The sequence below is a fragment of the Pseudomonas sp. B15(2017) genome (genome assembly GCF_002113215.1).
Taxonomy (GTDB): Bacteria; Pseudomonadota; Gammaproteobacteria; order Pseudomonadales; family Pseudomonadaceae; genus Aquipseudomonas.
Genome location: NZ_NEJZ01000003.1, coordinates 338961 through 359475, shown reverse-complemented (window position 1 = coordinate 359475; position 20515 = coordinate 338961). Strand labels below are relative to the sequence as shown.

The window sequence follows — 20515 nt, the reverse complement described above, 5'->3', positions numbered from 1 at the left end:
AGCGGCACGCCTCAGATAGGGCGGCTGCCGTACTTGTTGTCCGGCTTCTTGGGCGGATCGGCGACCACGTTGGCCTCCACTTCCTGAACCTTGCCACCGCGCGCAAGGAACTCTTCCATGGCCTTGGCCAGGGCATCGCGCTCCTTGTTCTTGGCTTCGATGCTCGGCAACTCGTCGACCGATACCGCAGCCTTGGCCTTGCCTTTGGCAGCCGGGGCCGGCGTATCGTCACCGCCATCGTCTTCAGCAACGTCTTCCGCTGCTGCTTCCAGACCGTCTTCGGCCTCGTCTTCGTCGCCTACTTCGAGGTCGTCGTTTTCCAGATCATCGTCGCTCATGTTCTACCTCATGACTTGCGAAAAGCAGATTAGTTATAGACCAGCTTTAGCGACTGTCGAAAGTCGCCGGAAAAAAATCGGTAACCATTGGTGACCAACGGTTTATGCCTCTTCACCGTGCAAGGTGGCGAGGACTTTACGGGCACCGCCATGATCACGGTGCTCGCCCAGGTAAACGCCTTGCCAGGTGCCCAGTGCCAGTCGGCCCGCCGTTATCGGCAAACTGATCTGACAGCCCAGCACGCTGGCCTTGAAGTGCGCCGGGAGGTCGTCCAGGCCTTCGTCGTTATGCTCATAGCCGTCTGCTCCTTGTGGGATCAGACGATTGAAAAATCGTTCGAAGTCGCGACGTACCGCCGGATCGGCGTTCTCGTTGATGGTCAACGACGCCGAGGTATGCTGCAGCCACAAATGCAACAGACCGACCCGGCATGCCTTGAGTTCGGGCAGGCCGGCGAGCAACTCGTCCGTCACCAGATGAAAGCCCCGGGGCCGCGCCCGCAGGGTTATCAGAGTCTGTTGCCACATACAGTTCTCCGCACGTTCGGGGCGCATTCTAGCGCGCTCTGGAAAAAAACAAAGGCCCTGATGTTCCTTCAATGATGTAAGCCTTTGGCCGCAGAAAAACACTCGTCGTAAACACGACCAAAGCCGTACGAAAAATCCTTTCAGCTATATCAGGGAAGACAAATTCCAGACAAAAAAATGCCCGGCAAGCCGGGCAAGTTTTTGCGGCGCGTGCTTACAGGTTGTAGCCGCGCTCGTTGTGTTGTGCCAGATCCAGGCCGACCGATTCTTCTTCCTCGGTCACGCGCAGACCCATCACGGCATCCAGCACCTTGAGGATGATGAAGGTCACGATCGCGGTGTAGATCACGGTGAAGCCGACGCCTTTGCACTGAATCCAGACTTGTGCGGCGATGTCGGTGACGGTGCCGAAGCCACCCAGCGACGGAGCGGCGAACACACCGGTGAGGATCGCGCCGAGGATACCGCCGATACCGTGCACGCCGAAGGCATCCAGGGAGTCGTCATAACCGAGTTTGCGTTTCAGGGTGGTGGCGCAGAAGAAGCACACCACGCCCGCTGCCAGACCGATCACCAGTGCGCCCATCGGGCCCACGGTGCCAGCGGCCGGAGTGATCGCAACCAGGCCTGCAACCACACCGGATGCGATACCCAGTGCGCTTGGTTTGCCGTGGGTGATCCACTCAGCGAACATCCAGCCCAGTGCGGCAGCGGCGGTCGCGATCTGAGTCACCAGCATCGCCATGCCGGCGGTGCCGTTGGCGGCTGCGGCGGAACCGGCGTTGAAGCCGAACCAGCCAACCCACAGCATCGCCGCGCCCATCAGGGTGTAACCCAGATTGTGTGGCGCCATCGGGGTGGTCGGGAAGCCTTTGCGTTTACCCAGTACCAGGCAGGCAATCAGACCGGCCACACCGGCGTTGATGTGCACCACGGTGCCACCGGCAAAGTCGAGTACGCCCCAGTCCCACATCAGGCCGCCGTTGCCGGACCAGACCATGTGCGCGATCGGTGCATAGACCAGGGTGAACCAGATGCCCATGAAGATCAGCATCGCGGAGAACTTCATCCGCTCGGCGAACGCACCGACGATCAGCGCCGGGGTGATGATCGCGAAGGTCATCTGGAAGGTGATGAAGACCGCCTCGGGGAACAGCGCCGCCGGGCCGGTCAGGCTCGCTGGCGTGACACCGGCCAGGAACGCCTTGCCGAATCCACCCACGAACGAGTTGAAGTTGACGACGCCTTGCTCCATGCCGGTGGTGTCGAACGCGATGCTGTAGCCATAAATGACCCACAGGACGCTGATCAGGCCGGTAATGGCGAAGCACTGCATCATCACGGAAAGAATGTTTTTCGACCGGACCATACCGCCGTAGAACAGCGCGAGGCCGGGAATGGTCATGAACAGTACGAGGGCTGTGGAGGTGAGCATCCAGGCGGTGTCGCCGGAGTTCAGGACTGGAGCTGCCACTTCGTCTGCCGCCATGGCCAGGCCGGGCATTACGATAGACAACAGGGCTCCTAGCCCTGCGAATTTACGCAGAGTCATATTGTTTTCTCCTGGGGCGTTGGGTTTGTGGCGGCGTTTAGATCGCGTCGGTATCGGTTTCGCCGGTACGGATGCGGATCGCCTGTTCCAGATTGACCACGAAGATCTTGCCGTCACCGATCTTGCCGGTGTTGGCAGCCTTGGTTATCGCCTCGATAACCCGATCCAGATCCTTGTCGTCGATGGCAACGTCGATTTTCACCTTGGGCAGAAAATCGACCACATACTCCGCGCCGCGATACAGCTCGGTGTGACCCTTCTGCCGACCGAAGCCTTTGACTTCAGTAACGGTAATGCCCTGCACGCCGATTTCGGACAGCGACTCGCGCACGTCGTCCAACTTGAACGGCTTGATGATGGCAGTGACTAGCTTCATGAAACTCTCTCCCGAATTGGTGGACTTGCCCCAGGAAAACAAACCCGACTCAAGTCTAAGCGCAGTGCCTGGCTTTGTAACGCTTCGTTGTCGACGCCAGCTAACCGCTCCAGACGAAACTCCCCGCTCCGTCTGCCGCACTGCATTCGTCACAGCGACTGCATCAGTGCATGGGTCGAAGGTGACTAAGCAGAAAGCTTGCCATCTCGCCAAAAACCCCTGATTTCAATCCCTTGGCCGCTGTCGCAGATGCCATCACCCAAATGGCACTCGGGATACGCACAACAACGGTGCGCGGCCGTGCATCCAGTTGCGCGAAAAGCGTGCATCCGTGCCTGCGTCAATGACTATAGACACTGCGTGATACACTGCCGGCCATTGTTTCCAGGACATATCCCATGCTCGCGCCCAAAGACTTCCTCGACGCCCTGAGCGGCACCGCCTCCCGCCTGTTCAGCGGCGATACGCCCTTGCCAAAAGCCGAAATCGAAAGCCAGTTCAAGATGCTGCTGCAAAGTGCCTTCAGCAAACTGGACCTGGTGAGCCGCGAAGAGTTTGACAGTCAGATGGTGGTGCTGGCGCGCACTCGCGCCCGGCTCGAAAGCCTTGAGGCGAAGGTGGCTGAATTGGAAGCGAAGCTGACGCCGCCGGCTGAGTAACACCTCGTGTCTTTGTGAAAGCGGCCCCTGTGGGAGCGGGCTTGCCCGCGAATGAAGGTCGGAACGACCTTTCTGCGATTCAGGATTCGCTATCGACTCTCGGCAGAATCCTACAGTTTGCAACCCCGCCATCCGATTGCGTCGTGAAGCCCTGATTCCTAAGCTCACCCAATGCTGAATGTTCAGCACTGGGTTTGGCGACCCGGAAAGCTTAAGGCGCACGACAACCATGATGGCGGCTGTGTTTACCGCCACATCGAGTCATGGCGGTTGTGCGTGGGAGACCTTCGGGTCTGCCGGGTTCCTTTTGCTCCGGTTCGCCAACCCGCGTACGACTGCCACCCAATTGTTTGGCGACAATTGAGGGCAGCCCTAAAGCAAAAGGAGCTGTTCAATGAATAACGAAGAGACGTATCTCACTCCTCAGGTTTTCACTCGCCACAAACTCCCCCTCCACGCCCTGCTCATCCAGAACCAACCCTGGTTCTCCGCCCGCGACCTGGGCCGCCTGCTGCACATTTACCTCAACGAACGCATGCTGCGAAAACTCGACCCCGACCAATACCAAACCCGCAAAACCCTGATCCACAATCAGATCGAAAACACCCTCCTGATCAGCGAATCCGGCATCTACGCCCTCCTCGTCTACCACTACTGCCCCGAATACCGTGCCCTGCGCGAATGGCTCACCCATCAAGTCATCCCCACCCTGCGCGACGCCCAGCACCCCACCACAAGCGAACGCCCACAGCTAAGCCTGCTGAATTGGCCCGAGATGTCGTTGAGTTTGCTGCACTGGAATAACCAGCCGTGGATTCGGTTGCAGGATGTGCCGTTGATGGTGGTAGAACGGGAAATGCTAAAGCGCCCAGAACCGGGCACTTGGTGGAAGAGGGCTTCGCGGATGCTGCAATCGCTATAGGCCCGCATGCCGGAGCTGGGCCCTGCGTAAATCGTAAGTCGACTGAAGACTCATCCAGAACTCAGGCGGGGTGTTGAGGTGAATTGCCAGTCTGATTGCCAGATCGGCGCAGATCCTGAGCTGGCATTTCACAAGCTTCTCGATCTCGGTTTCAGGCCAGTTCGTGGGCATGGCCAAGTCCGTGACCGTCATGCCCAACGGCTCCATGAACTCCTTATTCAGAACCTCGCCGGGATGAATCGAGCGCATACCATTGCGGTTCATTTTTCGCCTCCAGAGGCTGCATTGAGCGGCCAAACTGGAGCACCCGACTTTGCAATACAAGACCGTCGAGTCGCTTTCACTAGCGTCCTACAACTATTAGGGCATGCCCCTACAAAAATCGGCGTCTACGCCTGGTTATGCAGTCCTTACACCTGTCATTACATTGGCAAACGAAAATGCACCCATCAGGAAGGAGGTCTCTGTGAAGGATAAAAAGAGAAAGACAAAGCTACTTCAGGTTGTTGAACTACACCTCGAAGCACTTCGACTGGCTGGAAATTTGTCAGCCAATCAACGGAGGTTTATTGAAGTTGCCGTTACGTGCGGACCTGAGCTTGAGCCAAGTGGTCTGTTAGCAGGCAGAAGATGAATGCATAGGCCCGCACAACCGCTTTCTGATACGTCTTGTAAACCTCTACTCAAACGCTAGAACCCCGCTCAACTACCCTTAAAAAACCCGCAGGAAGCGGCCCCGATTCAACACAAGGAACGACCATGTCCCTCGCCATCGTCCACAGTCGCGCCCAGATTGGCGTGGATGCTCCCGCTGTCACCGTCGAAGTCCACCTGGCCAACGGCTTGCCCTCGCTGACCATGGTCGGCCTGCCCGAAGCGGCGGTGAAGGAAAGCAAGGATCGGGTGCGCAGTGCGATCATCAATTCCGGGCTGCAGTTTCCGGCGCGGCGGATCACTCTGAATCTGGCGCCGGCGGATCTGCCCAAGGATGGCGGGCGGTTCGATCTGGCGATTGCGCTGGGGATTCTGTCGGCGAGCGTGCAGGTGCCGACGTTGACGCTTGATGACGTGGAATGTCTGGGTGAGCTGGCGTTATCCGGCGCTGTGCGGGCGGTGCGCGGGGTGTTGCCTGCGGCGCTGGCAGCGCGCAAGGCCGGGCGGACGCTGGTGGTGCCACGGGCGAATGCCGAGGAGGCTTGTCTGGCTTCGGGACTGAGGGTGATTGCGGTGGATCATCTGCTGGAGGCCGTGGCGCATTTCAATGGACATACACCGGTCGAACCCTATGTCTCGGACGGGCTGATCCATGCCGCCAAACCCTATCCCGACCTGAATGAAGTACAGGGCCAACTGGCCGCCAAACGGGCGCTGCTGATTGCCGCCGCTGGCGCACACAACCTGCTGTTCAGCGGGCCACCCGGGACGGGCAAGACGTTGCTGGCCAGTCGATTGCCGGGGTTGCTGCCACCGCTGGCCGAGAGTGAAGCGCTGGAGGTGGCGGCGATTCAATCCGTCGCCAGTGGAGCGCCGCTGACCCATTGGCCGCAGCGCCCGTTTCGCCAGCCGCATCACTCGGCCTCCGGGCCGGCACTGGTCGGTGGCAGCTCAAAACCGCAACCCGGCGAAATCACCCTCGCCCATCACGGCGTGCTGTTTCTCGATGAGCTGCCCGAGTTTGATCGCAAGGTGCTGGAGGTTCTGCGCGAACCGCTGGAATCCGGCTGCATCGTGATCGCAAGGGCCAAGGAACGGGTGCGGTTTCCCGCGAGATTCCAACTGGTCGCGGCGATGAATCCCTGCCCCTGTGGATATCTGGGCGAACCAAGCGGCAAGTGCTCCTGCACACCGGACATGGTGCAGCGCTATTGCAACAAACTGTCGGGGCCGTTGCTGGACCGGATCGATTTGCACCTGACAGTAGCGCGGGAGGCGACAGCGTTGAACCCTGCCGTGAAACCGGGAGAAGACAGCGCCAGCGCGGCCACATTGGTCGCCGAGGCCCGCGAGCGTCAGCAAAAACGCCAGGGCTGCGCCAATGCGTTTCTCGATTTGCCGGGGCTGAAGAAGCACTGCAAGTTATCCACAGCCGATGAAGCCTGGCTGGAGACGGCGTGCGAAAGACTGATCTTGTCGTTGCGCTCGGCGCACCGGTTGCTCAAGGTGGCGAGGACATTGGCGGATCTGGAGAAATGCGCGGATATCAGTCGCGAGCATCTGGCCGAAGCGTTGCAATACCGGCCGGCGACTCAGTAAATGCCGCGATGGTGGTGGGCCAAAACGCGAGCAGGCTCGCTCTCACAGGTCCTACAAGAAGCCTGGGGAAGCGAGCCTGCTCGCGATAGCTACTTCAAAGAGGCCTCAACGGAAGCGGTCGACCTCCTGGCGCAGGTCGGCTGCCAGGCCTTCCAGTTCCTTGGCGGTGATTGCCAGGTTGGACACCACCTCGCGCTGCTCGCTGTTGGCCATCGCGATGCTCTGCAGGTTGCTGCTCAACAGCGTCGCGGTGCTGCTCTGTTCCTGGGTCGCGGTGGTGATCGCGGCAAATTGCTGGCCTGCCGAACGGCTCTGCTCATCGATCCGCGCCAGCGCCGATGCGACGTTGGCGTTACGCGACAGGCCTTCCTGCATCAGCACGTTGCCTTGTTCCATGGTGCTGATGGCGTTGCCGGTTTCCTGCTGGATGCTATGGATCATGCCGGAGATTTCATCGGTCGCCTGACGAGTGCGCGACGCCAGATTGCGCACTTCGTCGGCCACCACGGCAAAACCCCGACCCTGTTCACCGGCACGGGCCGCTTCGATGGCGGCGTTGAGTGCCAGCAGGTTGGTTTGTTCGGCAATCGAGGTGATCACGCTGACGATGCCGCCGATTTCCTGGGAGCGCTGACCCAGCGTGTTGATCACGGTCGCCGTGGTGTTCAGTGCGCCGGCAATCTGCTCCAGCGAGGACGACGCTTCTTCCATCGACGTGCGACCGATCTGGGTCTGCTGAGCGTTTTCCTGGGCCAGACGCTGGGTGTTGCCCATGTTGTCGGCAATGTTCAGCGACGTGGCGGAGAACTCTTCAACCGCACCCGCCATGCTGGTGATTTCGCCAGACTGCTGCTCCATGCCTTCATAGGCGCCGCCAGACAGGCCGGACAGCGCTTGAGCCCGACGGTTGACCTCTTCCGAGGCGCGGCGGATGTGCTCGACCATGGTCGACAGTGCCTGGCTCATCTGGTTGAAGGCGCGGGCCAACTGGCCGATTTCGTCATTGCTCGACACGCTCAGACGCACGCTCAGATCACCGGCACCCAGGGCTTCCGCCTGACGTACCAGATCACCCAAAGGCGCCAGTTTGCTGCGCAGCAACCAGACCACGGAGCCGACCGCCAGCAACATTGCCAGCAGACTGCCGATGGCCAGTTGGGTACCCACGCTCCAGGTCACCGCGCGAATCTCGGCCTTCGGCATGCTCGCCACCACCGACCACGGGCCGCCTTCGAACGGCACGGCAATGCTGTAGAAGTCTTCGGACTTGTCGCTCCAGAACCGACCTTTACCCGGCGTTTTCGCCAGATCATTGATCACAGGAACCGCTTGATCCAGCGCCTGCACGCCAGCCGGCGCCACCAGCCATTGGTTCTTTTCGTCCAGCAGTGCCAGCGAGCCGGTCTGGCCGATGCGGAAGCGCTTGAGGTTTTCGAACTGGGCGTTCTGCGCGTCGGTGTAATCGAAGCCGACGAACAACACAGCAATCACCTTGCCGCTGCTGTCACGCACCGGGGTGTATTGAGTCATGTAGGAGCGATCGAACAGCAAGGCGCGGCCAACATAACCCTGCCCCGCCATCAACTTCGCGTAGGCCGGGTGAGCGTGATCGAGCAAGGTGCCGATGGCGCGACTGCCATCCTGCTTGGTCAGCGAGGTGCTGACCCGCACGAAGTCTTCGCCGCTGCGCACGAACAGCGTGGCGACACCCGCCGTCATCTGCTTGAACTCGTCGACTTCCTTGAAGTTGTTGTTCAGCACTTCGCTGCCCAGATGCAGGCCTGGGGTCTGGGTGCCAGCGACGTTGACCGGCTCGCCCGGATGAATGCTCAGGCCGGCGCTGAAGCGCTTCTCGAACAATCCGCTCAGGCGCTGGGTGCTTTCACGCAGCGTGCCGTGGAAAGTGCTCAACTGATCGGCGAGCAGGCGTGCCTCGCTGGCCAGGTGTTCTTCACGAGTGGCGAGGTTGGCGGTGTCCAGCGAACGCAGGGCGAACACCGTACTGCCGCTGATGACAATCGCCAGTATCACGGCGAGCGCGAGGCCCAGCTGCGAGGCGATCCGAGCGCGAGGTTGAGACATGGACAGCTCCTGGCCGAGCCACGGGATCCTCCTTGATCCTGACTCGGAAATTTTTCTAATAGTGGGGGTGAATCGTGGATACCGGCACGACGGTTCCACATGCACGTATTCGGCGGTAAAACCGAATACTTGAGCGAATAGCAGGGTTATGGCGAAAGGCCGGCATTGTGCAGGCTCGAACGTTTCAGCTCAAGCGTGTGACCGCCGGCAGCGTCATGGCGCGGACTTCGCCTTGCAGGAAGTCGCTCAGGCGGCGCAAACGTTCACCTCCCGGACGGGTTTTTGGCCACACCAGGTAATAATTCAGTCCGCTGGCGACCGCCGTCGGCCACGGCAGACTCAGGCGTCCTTGCGCGACATCCTCGGCCACCATCAGCAAATCCCCCATGGACACACCGTAACCCCGGGCCGCCGCAATCATCCCGAGTTCCAGGGTATCGAACACCTGCCCGCCCTTGAGTGACACCTGATCCGACAACCCCATGTGTTCCAGCCAACTGCGCCAGTCCCGGCGATCCGGCGTCGGGTGCAGCAATTCGGCGCTGGCCAGCCGTGCAACGTCCCAGGGCTGGTCGTTGAGCAGGTTCGGCGCGCCGACCGGAATCAGTTCCTCTGGAAACAGCAGGCTGGCTTCCCAGTCCGGCGGGAAATGCCCGTCACTGAGCAACACTGCGCAATCGAAGGGCTCGTTGTTGAAGTCCACCGAATCCACGTCCATCCAGGCGCTGGTCAGTTGTACCTCGTTGCCCGGCTGCAGATGGCGGAAGCGACTGAGCCGCGCCAGCAACCAGCGCATGGTCAGGGTCGACGGAGCTTTCATGCGCAGGATGTCATCTTCGGCGCGCAAGGTATTGCAGGCTCGCTCCAGGGCGGCGAATCCCTCGCGGATACCCGGCAGCAGTAGGCGCGCCGACTCGGTCAGTTGCAGATTGCGACCGCTGCGATGGAACAAGCGGCAGGCGAAATGCTCTTCGAGTGTGCGGATGTGCCGGCTCACCGCACTTTGCGTGATTGACAACTCTTCGGCGGCCCGCGTGAACGAACTGTGACGGGCCGCCGCTTCGAATGCGCGCAGGGCATACAAGGGTGGAAGACGACGGGACATGCACAACGCTCCAATGGCGGGATTGCGCCAACTTAGCAGAATCGTCGCAGGATGAGTTTTAATCATGCCACCCATCCTTTTTATCCCTTTGTGCAACCCGCACCAAACCCTGAGAATCGACGGTCTCCTGCTCCCTCTTTTATATGGATGTGAACACCATGCAGCGTCCTGTGCGTACCGAACTCTGGGCCATCCTGCGGCTGGCGGGGCCGTTGATTGCTTCGCAGTTGGCGCACATGCTGATGGTGCTGACCGACACCCTGATGATGGCGCGCCTCAGTCCCGAAGCGCTGGCCGGAGGTGGTCTGGGCGCAGCCAGTTATTCGTTCGTGTCGATTTTCTGCATCGGCGTAATCGCGGCGGTCGGTACCCTGGTGGCGATTCGTCAGGGCGCCGGCGACATCATCGGCGCCGCCCGCCTGACTCAGGCCGGGCTATGGCTGGCGTGGCTGATGGCACTCGGTGCCGGGTTGCTGTTATGGAATCTGAAACCGGTGCTGTTGCTGTTCGGCCAGACCGAGACCAACGTCAACGCCGCCGGGCAGTTTCTGATCGCCCTGCCCTTCGCCCTGCCCGGCTACCTGAGTTTCATGGCCCTGCGCGGTTTCACCAGCGCCATCGGCCGGGCAACACCGGTGATGGTCATCAGCCTCGCCGGCACCGTGGCCAACTTCCTGCTCAATTACGCGTTGATCACTGGCATGTTCGGCCTGCCGAAACTGGGCCTGACCGGTATCGGTCTGGTCACGGCAATTGTTGCCAATTGCATGGCACTGGCGCTGGCCTGGCACATCCGCCGGCATCCGGCCTATAACGCCTACCCGCTGCGTGAAGGCCTGTCGCGGCCGAACCGGCAGTACCTGAAAGAACTCTGGCGCCTGGGTCTGCCGATTGGCGGCACCTACGCGGTAGAGGTCGGGCTGTTCGCCTTCGCGGCGCTGTGCATGGGCACCATGGGCAGCACCCAACTGGCGGCGCATCAGATTGCGCTACAAATCGTTTCGGTGGCATTCATGGTGCCGGCGGGGATGTCGTATGCGATCACCATGCGCGTCGGCCAGCATTACGGCGCCGGGCAATTGAGCGATGCGCGGATGTCCGGGCGGGTCGGTATCGTCTTCGGTGCAGTGGTGATGCTGGGGTTTGCGATGGTGTTCTGGCTGCTGCCGAATCAGCTGGTCGGTTTGTTCCTCGACCATAACGATCCGGCATTTGCCGAGGTGATTCGTCTGGCCGTGAGCCTGCTGGCCGTGGCGGCGTGGTTCGAGCTGTTCGACGGCACACAGACGATCGCCATGGGCTGCATTCGCGGGCTCAAGGATGCCAAGACCACGTTTCTGGTCGGGCTCGGCTGCTACTGGCTGATCGGCGCGCCGTCGGCATGGCTGATGGCGTTCCATCTGCACTGGGGGCCGACCGGCGTTTGGTGGGGTCTGGCGCTGGGACTGGCCTGCGCGGCAGTGAGCCTGACGCTGGCATTCGAATGGAAGATGAAGCGGATGATTCGCCTTGAGCCGCAAGTTCAAGGCTTCAAGATCGCTCAGCCCGAGTGAGTTTCCCTGAGGGAGCAAGCTTGCTCCCACAGGTATTTGAGGCTAAACCACGATACCCAGCGGCGGCTGACTGGCATCAGCCACCAGATACTCAACCAGCTCGGCCAACGGCAGCGGCTTGCTGATCAGATACCCCTGCACCTGATCGCAACCGAAACCGCGCAACAGATCCAGTTGCTCGCGGGTTTCCACCCCTTCGGCCACCACTTCCAGGTGCAGGTTGTGCGCGAGGTTGATCATCGCGTGCACCAGTTTGCGGTTTTCTTCGCGTTGCTCCATGCCGCCGACGAAACTCTTGTCGATCTTCAGCAAGGTGATCGGCAGGCTGTTGAGGTGCACGAACGACGAGAACCCGGTGCCGAAGTCATCCAGCGAAAAACGCACGCCGAGGCGACCGAGCGCGTCCATGGTCTGCTTGACCAGATCGCTGCGGCGCATCACGGCGGTTTCGGTCAGTTCGAATTCCAGCCATTGCGCCTCGACACCGCGCTCGGCGATCAAGCGGCTGAGCGTCGGCAGCAACTGGCTATCCTGAAACTGGCGGAACGACAGGTTGATCGCCATGTGCAGCGCCGGCAGACCGCGCTCGCGCAACGCCTGCATGTCACGCAGGGCCCGGGAAATCACCCAATAACCCAGCGGCACAATCAGGCCGCTCTGCTCGGCCAGCGGCACAAATTCGCTCGGCGCAAGCAAGCCGCGCTCACTGTGACGCCAGCGCACCAGCGCTTCGAGGCCGACGATCTGGCCATCCTGCAGATTCAGACGCGGCTGGTAATGCAGCTCCAGCTCATCGCGGCGCAAGGCCCGGCGCAGCTCGCTTTCGAGGTCGGCCATGCTCCGCGCGTTGCGGTTGATCCGTTCGTTGAAGATGTGAAACGTGCAGCCCTGGGTGCTCTTGGCCTGTTGCATGGCGATGTGCGCATGCCACATCAGCGGATCGGCGCCGCCCTGGGCCCGGGCATGAGCGATGCCGAGGCTGGAACCGATCAACAGGCTTTCGCCATCGACCCAGTAAGGTTCGGCCAGGGCTTCGGTGATGCGTTCGGCCATCCATTCCGCCCGTTGCGGGGCGCGGCGGGTGTCGATCAGCAGGGCGAATTCGTCGCTGCCCAGGCGTGCCAGTTGATCGCCGACTTCCAGCTGACTTTTCAGCCGTGCGACGACTTGCAGGATCAGGCGATCGCCGGCCTGATGGCCGAGGGCGTCGTTGGCGTGGCGGAAGTTGTCGAGATCGAGGTGGCCGAGGGCCAGGCCGCGACCGTCGTTTTCGGCGAGGCGCGCCGTGAGCAGGGTCTGGAAGCCCTGGCGGTTGGCGATGCCGGTCAGCGGATCCTGTTCGGCCAGGCGTTGCAGGGTGTTTTCCAGGACGCCGCGTTCGCGCACATGCCGCAGGCAACGCCGGAGCATGCCGGCATCGAGGGCATCGAACACCAGCCAGTCGCTGACGCCATCGGGCGCGGTCGCCGGCTCCTGTTCCAAAAGCAATACCGTCGGCAGGCTGCAACGGCCGGGCGCCGGCTGCAACGCGGGAACGGTCAACAACACCGCGTGGCGGTTGTCTTCGAACAGGCTGCTGACCGACTCCCAGTTCGGCGCGCTGATCAGCACCGCCGCACTCCCCAACGGAGCCAGACACTCGCGCAATAACGCTGTCCACGCTGGCTCTTCGGCCAGTAGCAGCAAACGCAAGGGTTCGACAGGCGTAGTCAAGCTGACTCCCTAGACTCTGCAATGATGTGGGCGGCGGGCATTATGCCGTTGCGGCAACCAATGACCAAACGACAACGGATATCAAAACGTTATTTTGTGTCACGAATGAGAACATTAGCCGCAAAATCACCGCGCATCCTGCGTGAAAGTAACAAAACCGGCAAATTTCAATCGCGTGCTGCGTCACAAGTCGGAGAGAGCAGCACAAATCGCTGAGCCTGTTAAAATGCCGGCCCATTTCGTCAACGACTCCCGAATTTCCGTATGTCCCGACTCAATCCCCGGCAGCAAGAAGCCGTGAACTACGTCGGCGGCCCTCTATTGGTGCTCGCCGGTGCTGGCTCCGGCAAGACCAGCGTGATCACGCGCAAGATTGCGCACCTGATCCAGAACTGCGGCATCCGCGCCCAGTACATCGTCGCCATGACCTTCACCAACAAGGCCGCGCGCGAGATGAAGGAACGGGTCGGCACCCTGCTGCGCCCCGGCGAAGGTCGCGGCCTGACGGTCTGCACCTTCCACAACCTGGGCCTGAACATCATCCGCAAGGAACATGAACGGCTGGGCTACAAACCCGGTTTCTCGATCTTCGACGAAACCGACGTCAAGTCGCTGATGACTGACATCATGCAAAAGGAATACGCAGGCGACGACGGCGTCGACGAGATCAAGAACATGATCGGCGCCTGGAAAAACGACCTGATCCTGCCGGCCCAGGCCCTGGAAAACGCCCGCAACCCGAAGGAACAGACTGCCGCCATCGTCTACACCCACTACCAGCGCACGCTCAAGGCGTTCAACGCGGTGGACTTCGACGACCTGATCCTGCTGCCGGTGAAACTCTTCGAAGAGCACGCCGACATCCTCGAAAAGTGGCAGAACAAGGTGCGTTACCTGCTGGTGGATGAATATCAGGACACCAACGCCAGCCAGTACCTGCTGGTGAAAATGCTCATCGGCAAGCGTAACCAGTTCACCGTGGTGGGCGACGACGACCAGTCGATCTACGCCTGGCGCGGCGCACGGCCGGAAAACCTGATGCTGCTCAAGGACGACTATCCGTCCCTGAAAGTGGTGATGCTGGAGCAGAACTACCGCTCCACCAGCCGCATCCTGCGTTGCGCCAACGTGCTGATCTCGAACAACCCGCACGAATTCGAGAAGCAGCTGTGGAGTGAGATGGGCCACGGCGACGAGATCCGCGTGATCCGCTGCCGCAACGAGGACGCCGAAGCCGAGCGCGTGGCGATGGAAATTCTCAGCCTGCACTTGCGCACCGACCGCCCGTACAGCGATTTCGCGATCCTCTATCGCGGCAACTACCAGGCCAAGCTGATCGAGCTGAAACTGCAGCACCATCAGGTGCCGTACCGTCTGAGCGGCGGCAACAGCTTCTTCGGCCGCCAGGAAGTGAAAGACCTGATGGCCTACTTCCGCCTGATCGTGAACCCGGACGACGACAACGCCTTCCTGCGGGTGATCAACGTGCCGCGTCGGGAGATCGGTTCTACGACCCTGGAAAAACTCGGCAACTACGCCACCGAACGCAAGATCTCGATGTACGCCGCCACCGACGAACTCGGCCTGGGCGAGCATCTGGACAGCCGCTTCACCGATCGCCTGTCGCGCTTCAAGCGTTTCATGGACAAGGTGCGCGAGCAGTGCGCCGGCGAAGACCCGATTTCGGCGCTGCGCAGCATGGTCATGGACATCGACTACGAGAACTGGCTGCGCACCAACAGTTCCAGCGACAAGGCCGCGGACTACCGGATGAGCAACGTCTGGTTCCTGATCGAAGCCTTGAAAAACACCCTGGAAAAAGACGAAGACGGCGAAATGACCGTCGAGGATGCCATCGGCAAACTCGTTCTGCGCGACATGCTCGAACGTCAGCAGGAAGAAGAGGACGGCGCCGAAGGCGTGCAGATGATGACTCTGCATGCGTCCAAGGGCCTGGAATTTCCTTACGTGTTCATCATGGGCATGGAAGAGGAGATCCTCCCGCACCGTTCCAGCATCGAAGCCGACACCATCGAAGAAGAACGCCGACTGGCCTACGTGGGCATCACCCGCGCGCGCCAGACCCTCGCGTTCACCTTCGCCGCCAAGCGCAAACAGTACGGCGAGATCATCGACTGCGCGCCCAGCCGCTTCCTCGATGAGCTGCCGCCGGACGACCTGGCCTGGGAAGGCAACGACGACACACCGACCGAAGTCAAAGCCGTGCGGGGCAATAGCGCATTGGCAGATATACGCGCGATGTTAAAGCGCTAGAATTGACCACTTTTTTAAAACCTTAGGGCGCACAAGGCGCCAACAGAGGACAGCTTCATGGAAGCCCTGCACCAGAAAATCCGCGAACAAGGCATTGTGCTTTCCGACCAGGTCCTGAAGGTCGACGCCTTCCTGAACCACCAGATCGACCCGGCCCTGATGAAGCTGATCGGCGACGAATTCGCCACGCTGTTCAAGGATTCGGGCATCACCAAGATCGTCACCATCGAAGCGTCGGGCATCGCCCCGGCGATCATGACCGGTCTGAACCTCGGCGTGCCGGTGATCTTCGCCCGCAAGCAACAGTCCCTGACCCTGACTGAAAACCTGCTGTCGGCGACGGTCTACTCGTTCACCAAGAAGACCGAAAGCACCGTGGCCATCTCCCCGCGTCACCTGACCAGCAGCGACCGCGTGCTGATCATCGACGACTTCCTGGCCAACGGTAAGGCCTCCCAGGCGCTGATCTCGATCATCAAACAGGCCGGCGCCACCGTCGCGGGCCTGGGCATCGTGATCGAGAAATCGTTCCAGGGCGGCCGTGCGGAACTGGATTCGCAGGGTTATCGCGTCGAGTCGCTGGCTCGCGTGAAATCGCTGGCGGGCGGCGTCGTGACCTTCATCGACTGATCACTGACTCAACTGCGCCGCAATACTTGTGGGAGCGAGCTCGCTCCCACAGTGTTTTGTGTAGCGGTTACTGCGCGGTGGCCTTCAGGCCCGTAAGCAACAACCGCTGAAACAGGTCTTCCTTCAGGCCTTCCGGGTGGGTCAGCTGCATGCGCGCCAAATGCTCCGGATACAACGAAGCCTGCGGCGCATCCAGCGCGGCCTTGCCCAGTTCCAGAATCTCGGTCAGCTTGAATTTGCTCTTGAGCCAGTTCAGCGCCCGTAACAGATCCTTCTCGACCTCAGTGAAATCACAGCCCAGCGGATATTCCGGAAACAGGTTCGGATGCCGTGCGGCAATCGCCTTCAAGCGTTGTGGGGTGTTGTCGGTAAAGCGCGGATCGAGACGGAAATCCTTCGGCAGCTTGCCGACCTTCTGCGCCTGTTCGATCAGGCCTTGCTGGAAGCGCGAGTCGCTGATGTTCAACAGCGCCTCGATCACCACCGCATCCGATTTGCCGCGCAGGTCGGCGATGCCGTACTCGGTGACGACGATGTCACGCAGGTGCCGTGGAATCGTGCAGTGGCCGTACTCCCAGACAATGTTCGAACTGACATCGCCGCCGGACTCGCGCCAGCTGCGCAGCAGCAGAATCGACCGCGCATCGTGCAGCGCATGGCCCTGGGCAACGAAGTTGTACTGCCCGCCAACGCCGCTGAGCACCCGCCCGTCTTCCAGTTGATCCGCCACCCCGGCGCCCAGCAGGGTCATGGTGAACACGGTGTTGATGAAGCGCGCATCGAGGCGTTGCAGGCGCTTGAGCTCTTCCTGACCATACAGCTCGTTGATGTAGCTGATACGGGTCATGTTGAATTCGAGGCGTTTGCTCAGCGGCAACTCGCGCAAGCGCTCATAGAAACTGCGCGGCCCGAGGAAGAAACCACCGTGAATCGACAAGCCGTCGGTTTGCGCCGCCTCGTCGAGAGTCCCGGCGTTGGCCTGCTCCTGAGTCTGCACATCCGGGTAGACCTTGCGCCGGATGATCCCGGCTTCGGCCAGCACCAGCAGGCCGTTGACGAACATTTCGCTGCAACCGTACAGGCCCTTGGCGAACGGCTCGATGCCGCCCTCGCGTTCGATCAACTGTGCCCACTGGCTGAGGTTCACATCGCTCAGCAAGTGCTTGTACGAGGCGTTGTCAGCCTGACGCGCCAGCAACGCAGCGGTCAGCGCATCGCCCATCGAACCGATGCCGATCTGCAAGGTGCCGCCATCGCGCACCAGGGTGCTGGCGTGCAGACCGATGAAGTGATCCTGAAACCCGACGGGCATGTTCGGCGTGGAAAACAGCGTGCTGCTGTCCTTTTCATCGATCAGCAGGTCGAAGTTGTCGATATCGACTTCGGCATCGCCCGGCATGTACGGCAACTCGGTATGTACCTGGCCGACCAGCAGAATGGTCTCCCCCGCTGCCCGGCGTTTGGCGATCATCGGGAACAGGTCGAGGGTGATGTCCGGGTTGCAGCTCAGGCTCAGGCGATCGGGATGTTCGCTGCTGCTGGCGAGCAACTGCGCCACCAGGTTCAGGCCGGCGGCATTGATGTCGCGGGCCGCGTGGCTGTAGTTGCTGCTGACGTAATCCTGCTGGGCCGGCGCACTGTTGAGCAGGCTGCCGGGCTGCATGAAGAACTGTTCGATGCGAATGTTGGACGGCAGGCTGTCGCGGTGCAGGTCGGCGAGGAAGTCCAGCTCCGGGTAATCGCCAAACACCCGCTCGACGAAGGGTTCGATTAAGCGCTTCTGCAACCCATCGCCCAATGCCGGACGGCCGAGGCACAGGGCGGTGTAGATCGTCAGTTGCCGTTCGGGCAAACCGGCGATGCGGCGGTACAGCGCGTTGACGAAGGGGTTGGGTTTGCCCAGCCCCAGCGGCAGGCCCATGTGGATATGCGCCGGCAACCGCGCCAGTACGTCGTCCACTGCCTGTTCGATCGAACACAACTGCACCATCTGAAGCCTCCTGCCCGTTCCGTGAATAGAGGTACGACCGAGATTGCCGGTTGTTTGCTGCAAAGAACAGCCTCAGGCCCAAATCGCGCGTACAAAAAAACCGTCCGAAGACGGTTTTTTTCGTCGAAAGCGCGGCTTATTTCAGGCCGGACATCTTCTGGATCGCGCCCTTCAGCTCTTCATCGGAGCAGTCGGCGCAGGTGCCTTTCGGTGGCATGGAGTTGATGCCGGTGATGGCCTTGGCCAGGATGCCGTCGAGGCCGCCCTGGTGATCGGCGCGCTCTTTCCAGGCCGCGGTGTCACCGATTTTCGGTGCGCCCAACAGGCCGGAGCCGTGGCAAGCGTTGCAATGTTTGGCAATCACTTCGTCCGGCGTCTTGGCACCGCCACCGCCGCCTGCCGAAGCAGCGACTTCCATCCCCTTGCACTCTTGCCCTTGAACACACACCTGGCCGACCGGCTCGAGGCGTTTGGCAATGTCGTCATTCGTCGCAGCTTGAGCGCTGACAGCCCAGAGGGCCAGTACGGTTGCTGGTGCAGCCAGCATTTTCATAATTAGGTTCACGCGTTCACCCTCAATGGTGGCTATTCACGCCTGCGGCCACGGTTCGCAGGCGGGCGCAAGTATAGCGGTTAGCCCGCTTCACTGAAACAACCCCAAAGTCGAAGGGGTTATATCGCGCTGTGGAACAACGGTTCGGGTGCCTTCGCCGTGTGGCCTGGCGCCTCTTTGTTTAAAAATTCGCCGGCGTGGCTGCGCTGATTAGTCGCGCCGGCGCATCGAACGGATTACGGAAACGATGCGGCTTGGTACTTTCAAAGTAGTAGCTGTCGCCAGCTTCGAGGATAAAAGTTTCAAGACCCACCACCAGCTCCAGGCGCCCTTCCACCAGAATCCCGGTTTCCTCGCCTTCGTGGGTGAGCATTTCTTCGCCGGTATCGGCGCCCGGCGGATAGATTTCATTGAGGAACGCGATGGCCCGGCTCGGGTGCGCGCGACCGACCAGTTTCATGGTCACGGCGCCGTCGGAAATGTCGATCAGCTCGTTGGCCTTGTAGACGATCTGAGTCGGTTTTTCCTGCAGGATCTCTTCGGAAAAGAACTCGACCATGGACATGGGAATCCCGCCCAGAACTTTCCTCAGCGAACTGATCGAAGGGCTGACGCTGTTCTTTTCGATCATCGAAATGGTGCTGTTGGTGACGCCCGCGCGCTTGGCGAGTTCACGCTGAGACAGTCCTTTGAGCTTGCGGATCGATTGCAGTCGTTCACCGACGTCCAAGGTGGGAGCCTCCTGATGCTGTAGAAATATTGAGCGTTATCATGGCGACAGCGTTCAGTATTTACAACACTTGGGCCCCGCTTGCGCTTCAACCCTCGGAATAGAGCCTTGGCACCCGACGCAGGTTGCAGAAGATCTGGTACGGAATGGTGTCCGCCCACTTCGCCACGTCGCTGGCGAGGATGTTTTTGCCCCACAGCTCGACAGTCGAACCGAGGCCGGCTTGCGGCACGTCGGTCAGGTCGATGCACAGCATGTCCATCGACACCCGGCCAAGAATGCGGCTGCGCTGGCCGGCCACCAGCACCGGCGTGCCGGTCGGCGCCTGACGCGGATAACCGTCGGCGTAACCCATGGCAACCACGCCGATGCGCATCGGTTTGTCGGTGATGAATTTGGCGCCGTAGCCCACCGGCTCACCGGCCGGCAGTTCGCGCACGCTGATGACTTTCGACTCCAGCGTCATCACCGGTTGCAGACGCTCGGCCACGGCGTTGGCTTCTTCGAACGGGGTGGCGCCGTAGAGCATGATGCCCGGGCGCACCCAGTCGCTGTGAATCTGCGGCCAGCCCAGCACCGCCGGCGAGTTGCGCAGGCTGACTTCAGCCGCCAGGCCCTGACGTGCCGCTTCGAACACCGCAACCTGATCGGCGCTGCTCTGCTCGTGCAGCTCATCGGCCCGGGCGAAGTGGCTCATCAGCACGACTTTCGCCACCTTGCCGCTGGCCAGCAAACGCTGGTAAGCCGCCGGGTAATCCTTCGGATGCAGGCCGACACGGTGCATGCCCGAATCAAGCTTCAGCCACACGGTGATCGGTTTGCTCAATGCCGCCTGCTCGATTGCTTCGAGCTGCCACAGCGAATGCACCACGCACCAGAAATCGTGCTCGACGATCAGCGCCAGTTCGTCCGCCTCGAAAAAGCCTTCGAGCAACAGCACCGGTGCACGAATCCCGGCAGTTCGCAGCTCCAGCGCTTCTTCGATGCACGCCACCGCGAAGCCGTCCGCTTCAGCCTCCAGCGCCTGGGCGCAACGCACTGCGCCATGGCCGTAGGCATCGGCCTTGATCACCGCCAGTGCCTTGGCACCGGTAACTTCACGGGCGATACGGTAGTTGTGACGCAGGGCTTGAAGGTCGATCAGGGCACGGGCAGGACGCATGGCAGCAGACTTCTTGGCGGTCATGGAAATAAAAACCGGCGCTGGCTGACGGCGTGAACCGCCAACAGCACCGGGAGAGGGATCTTTACAACGGG

At 60.9% G+C, this 20515-nt stretch carries 18 protein-coding genes; 6 read left to right on the top strand and 12 right to left on the bottom strand.

Annotated features, from left to right (window positions below; all coding sequences use genetic code 11):
- Window positions 1–11: 11 nt before the first annotated feature.
- From sutA to glnK, 4 genes are all read right to left on the bottom strand, one after another.
- Window positions 12–338, bottom strand: coding sequence for a transcriptional regulator SutA (gene sutA, locus CAF73_RS07135; protein WP_007951900.1), 327 nt, complete (start codon window positions 336–338; stop codon window positions 12–14).
- Between the two features lie 102 nt (window positions 339–440).
- Window positions 441–866 carry a secondary thiamine-phosphate synthase enzyme YjbQ gene (locus CAF73_RS07130; protein WP_085696853.1) on the bottom strand — a complete coding sequence of 142 codons (426 nt, stop codon included), beginning with the start codon at window positions 864–866 and terminating at the stop codon, window positions 441–443.
- Between the two features lie 214 nt (window positions 867–1080).
- A complete protein-coding gene (locus tag CAF73_RS07125; protein ID WP_007951904.1) occupies window positions 1081–2418 on the bottom strand; it encodes an ammonium transporter in 1338 nt (445 codons plus the stop codon).
- Window positions 2419–2455: 37 nt separating this feature from the next.
- Entirely contained in the window at window positions 2456–2794 is a 339-nt protein-coding gene (glnK, locus tag CAF73_RS07120) for a P-II family nitrogen regulator (RefSeq protein WP_002555808.1), read from the bottom strand.
- A gap of 398 nt (window positions 2795–3192) precedes the next feature.
- Here glnK and CAF73_RS07115 point away from each other — a divergent pair, with 398 nt between their 5' ends.
- Entirely contained in the window at window positions 3193–3453 is a 261-nt protein-coding gene (locus CAF73_RS07115; RefSeq protein ID WP_011336527.1) for an accessory factor UbiK family protein, read from the top strand.
- 394 nt (window positions 3454–3847) lie between these two features.
- On the top strand, window positions 3848–4375 hold the full coding sequence (locus CAF73_RS07110) for a Bro-N domain-containing protein (RefSeq protein WP_085696852.1): 528 nt from the start codon (window positions 3848–3850) through the stop codon (window positions 4373–4375).
- On the opposite strand, the gene CAF73_RS07105 is transcribed toward CAF73_RS07110, so the two are convergent.
- Window positions 4370–4639: a HigA family addiction module antitoxin gene (locus CAF73_RS07105; protein ID WP_085702333.1), complete on the bottom strand. Its 270-nt coding sequence runs from the start codon at window positions 4637–4639 to the stop codon at window positions 4370–4372. The genes CAF73_RS07110 and CAF73_RS07105 overlap by 6 nt on opposite strands.
- Before the next feature lie 495 nt (window positions 4640–5134).
- Here CAF73_RS07105 and CAF73_RS07100 point away from each other — a divergent pair, with 495 nt between their 5' ends.
- Entirely contained in the window at window positions 5135–6628 is a 1494-nt protein-coding gene (locus tag CAF73_RS07100) for a YifB family Mg chelatase-like AAA ATPase (protein ID WP_085702332.1), read from the top strand.
- 105 nt (window positions 6629–6733) lie between these two features.
- Here the strand turns inward: CAF73_RS07100 and CAF73_RS07095 are convergent, their stop codons facing one another.
- Window positions 6734–8710 (bottom strand): methyl-accepting chemotaxis protein, encoded by a 1977-nt coding sequence (locus tag CAF73_RS07095; protein WP_085696849.1) that lies wholly within the window; start codon window positions 8708–8710, stop codon window positions 6734–6736.
- 184 nt (window positions 8711–8894) lie between these two features.
- Window positions 8895–9815 (bottom strand): LysR substrate-binding domain-containing protein, encoded by a 921-nt coding sequence (locus CAF73_RS07090; protein ID WP_085685856.1) that lies wholly within the window; start codon window positions 9813–9815, stop codon window positions 8895–8897.
- A 158-nt stretch (window positions 9816–9973) separates the two neighbouring features.
- Between CAF73_RS07090 and CAF73_RS07085 the strand changes: the two genes are divergently transcribed.
- Window positions 9974–11368, top strand: coding sequence for a NorM family multidrug efflux MATE transporter (locus CAF73_RS07085; protein ID WP_085702389.1), 1395 nt, complete (start codon window positions 9974–9976; stop codon window positions 11366–11368).
- A 42-nt stretch (window positions 11369–11410) separates the two neighbouring features.
- Here the strand turns inward: CAF73_RS07085 and CAF73_RS07080 are convergent, their stop codons facing one another.
- Window positions 11411–13081: a bifunctional diguanylate cyclase/phosphodiesterase gene (locus CAF73_RS07080; RefSeq protein ID WP_085696847.1), complete on the bottom strand. Its 1671-nt coding sequence runs from the start codon at window positions 13079–13081 to the stop codon at window positions 11411–11413.
- A gap of 264 nt (window positions 13082–13345) precedes the next feature.
- Between CAF73_RS07080 and rep the strand changes: the two genes are divergently transcribed.
- Together rep and CAF73_RS07070 are read left to right on the top strand one after the other, a co-directional pair.
- Entirely contained in the window at window positions 13346–15355 is a 2010-nt protein-coding gene (rep, locus tag CAF73_RS07075; protein WP_039765244.1) for a DNA helicase Rep, read from the top strand.
- A 57-nt stretch (window positions 15356–15412) separates the two neighbouring features.
- Complete coding sequence (locus tag CAF73_RS07070) at window positions 15413–15985, top strand: xanthine phosphoribosyltransferase (protein WP_075946495.1); 573 nt, start codon at window positions 15413–15415, stop codon at window positions 15983–15985.
- A gap of 67 nt (window positions 15986–16052) precedes the next feature.
- Here the strand turns inward: CAF73_RS07070 and CAF73_RS07065 are convergent, their stop codons facing one another.
- From CAF73_RS07065 to alr, 4 genes are all read right to left on the bottom strand, one after another.
- Window positions 16053–17975: an acetyl-CoA hydrolase/transferase C-terminal domain-containing protein gene (locus CAF73_RS07065; protein ID WP_085702331.1), complete on the bottom strand. Its 1923-nt coding sequence runs from the start codon at window positions 17973–17975 to the stop codon at window positions 16053–16055.
- 136 nt (window positions 17976–18111) lie between these two features.
- The gene (locus CAF73_RS07060; RefSeq protein WP_039765242.1) at window positions 18112–18528 is read right to left on the bottom strand and encodes a cytochrome c5 family protein; all 417 of its coding nucleotides are present in this window, start codon (window positions 18526–18528) and stop codon (window positions 18112–18114) included.
- Between the two features lie 181 nt (window positions 18529–18709).
- Window positions 18710–19258, bottom strand: a complete 549-nt coding sequence (locus tag CAF73_RS07055) for a cupin domain-containing protein (RefSeq protein ID WP_003229444.1) — start codon at window positions 19256–19258, stop codon at window positions 18710–18712.
- Between the two features lie 88 nt (window positions 19259–19346).
- Window positions 19347–20420: an alanine racemase gene (gene alr, locus CAF73_RS07050; RefSeq protein ID WP_085702330.1), complete on the bottom strand. Its 1074-nt coding sequence runs from the start codon at window positions 20418–20420 to the stop codon at window positions 19347–19349.
- Window positions 20421–20515 lie beyond the last annotated feature (95 nt).

Coding starts and splice junctions, on each gene's coding strand:
- sutA (WP_007951900.1), bottom strand. CDS start 338: ATGAGCGACGATGATCTGGAAAACGACGACCTCGAAGTAGGCGACGAA.
- CAF73_RS07130 (WP_085696853.1), bottom strand. CDS start 866: ATGTGGCAACAGACTCTGATAACCCTGCGGGCGCGGCCCCGGGGCTTT.
- CAF73_RS07125 (WP_007951904.1), bottom strand. CDS start 2,418: ATGACTCTGCGTAAATTCGCAGGGCTAGGAGCCCTGTTGTCTATCGTA.
- glnK (WP_002555808.1), bottom strand. CDS start 2,794: ATGAAGCTAGTCACTGCCATCATCAAGCCGTTCAAGTTGGACGACGTG.
- CAF73_RS07115 (WP_011336527.1), top strand. CDS start 3,193: ATGCTCGCGCCCAAAGACTTCCTCGACGCCCTGAGCGGCACCGCCTCC.
- CAF73_RS07110 (WP_085696852.1), top strand. CDS start 3,848: ATGAATAACGAAGAGACGTATCTCACTCCTCAGGTTTTCACTCGCCAC.
- CAF73_RS07105 (WP_085702333.1), bottom strand. CDS start 4,639: ATGAACCGCAATGGTATGCGCTCGATTCATCCCGGCGAGGTTCTGAAT.
- CAF73_RS07100 (WP_085702332.1), top strand. CDS start 5,135: ATGTCCCTCGCCATCGTCCACAGTCGCGCCCAGATTGGCGTGGATGCT.
- CAF73_RS07095 (WP_085696849.1), bottom strand. CDS start 8,710: ATGTCTCAACCTCGCGCTCGGATCGCCTCGCAGCTGGGCCTCGCGCTC.
- CAF73_RS07090 (WP_085685856.1), bottom strand. CDS start 9,815: ATGTCCCGTCGTCTTCCACCCTTGTATGCCCTGCGCGCATTCGAAGCG.
- CAF73_RS07085 (WP_085702389.1), top strand. CDS start 9,974: ATGCAGCGTCCTGTGCGTACCGAACTCTGGGCCATCCTGCGGCTGGCG.
- rep (WP_039765244.1), top strand. CDS start 13,346: ATGTCCCGACTCAATCCCCGGCAGCAAGAAGCCGTGAACTACGTCGGC.
- CAF73_RS07070 (WP_075946495.1), top strand. CDS start 15,413: ATGGAAGCCCTGCACCAGAAAATCCGCGAACAAGGCATTGTGCTTTCC.
- CAF73_RS07065 (WP_085702331.1), bottom strand. CDS start 17,975: ATGGTGCAGTTGTGTTCGATCGAACAGGCAGTGGACGACGTACTGGCG.
- CAF73_RS07060 (WP_039765242.1), bottom strand. CDS start 18,528: ATGAAAATGCTGGCTGCACCAGCAACCGTACTGGCCCTCTGGGCTGTC.
- alr (WP_085702330.1), bottom strand. CDS start 20,420: ATGCGTCCTGCCCGTGCCCTGATCGACCTTCAAGCCCTGCGTCACAAC.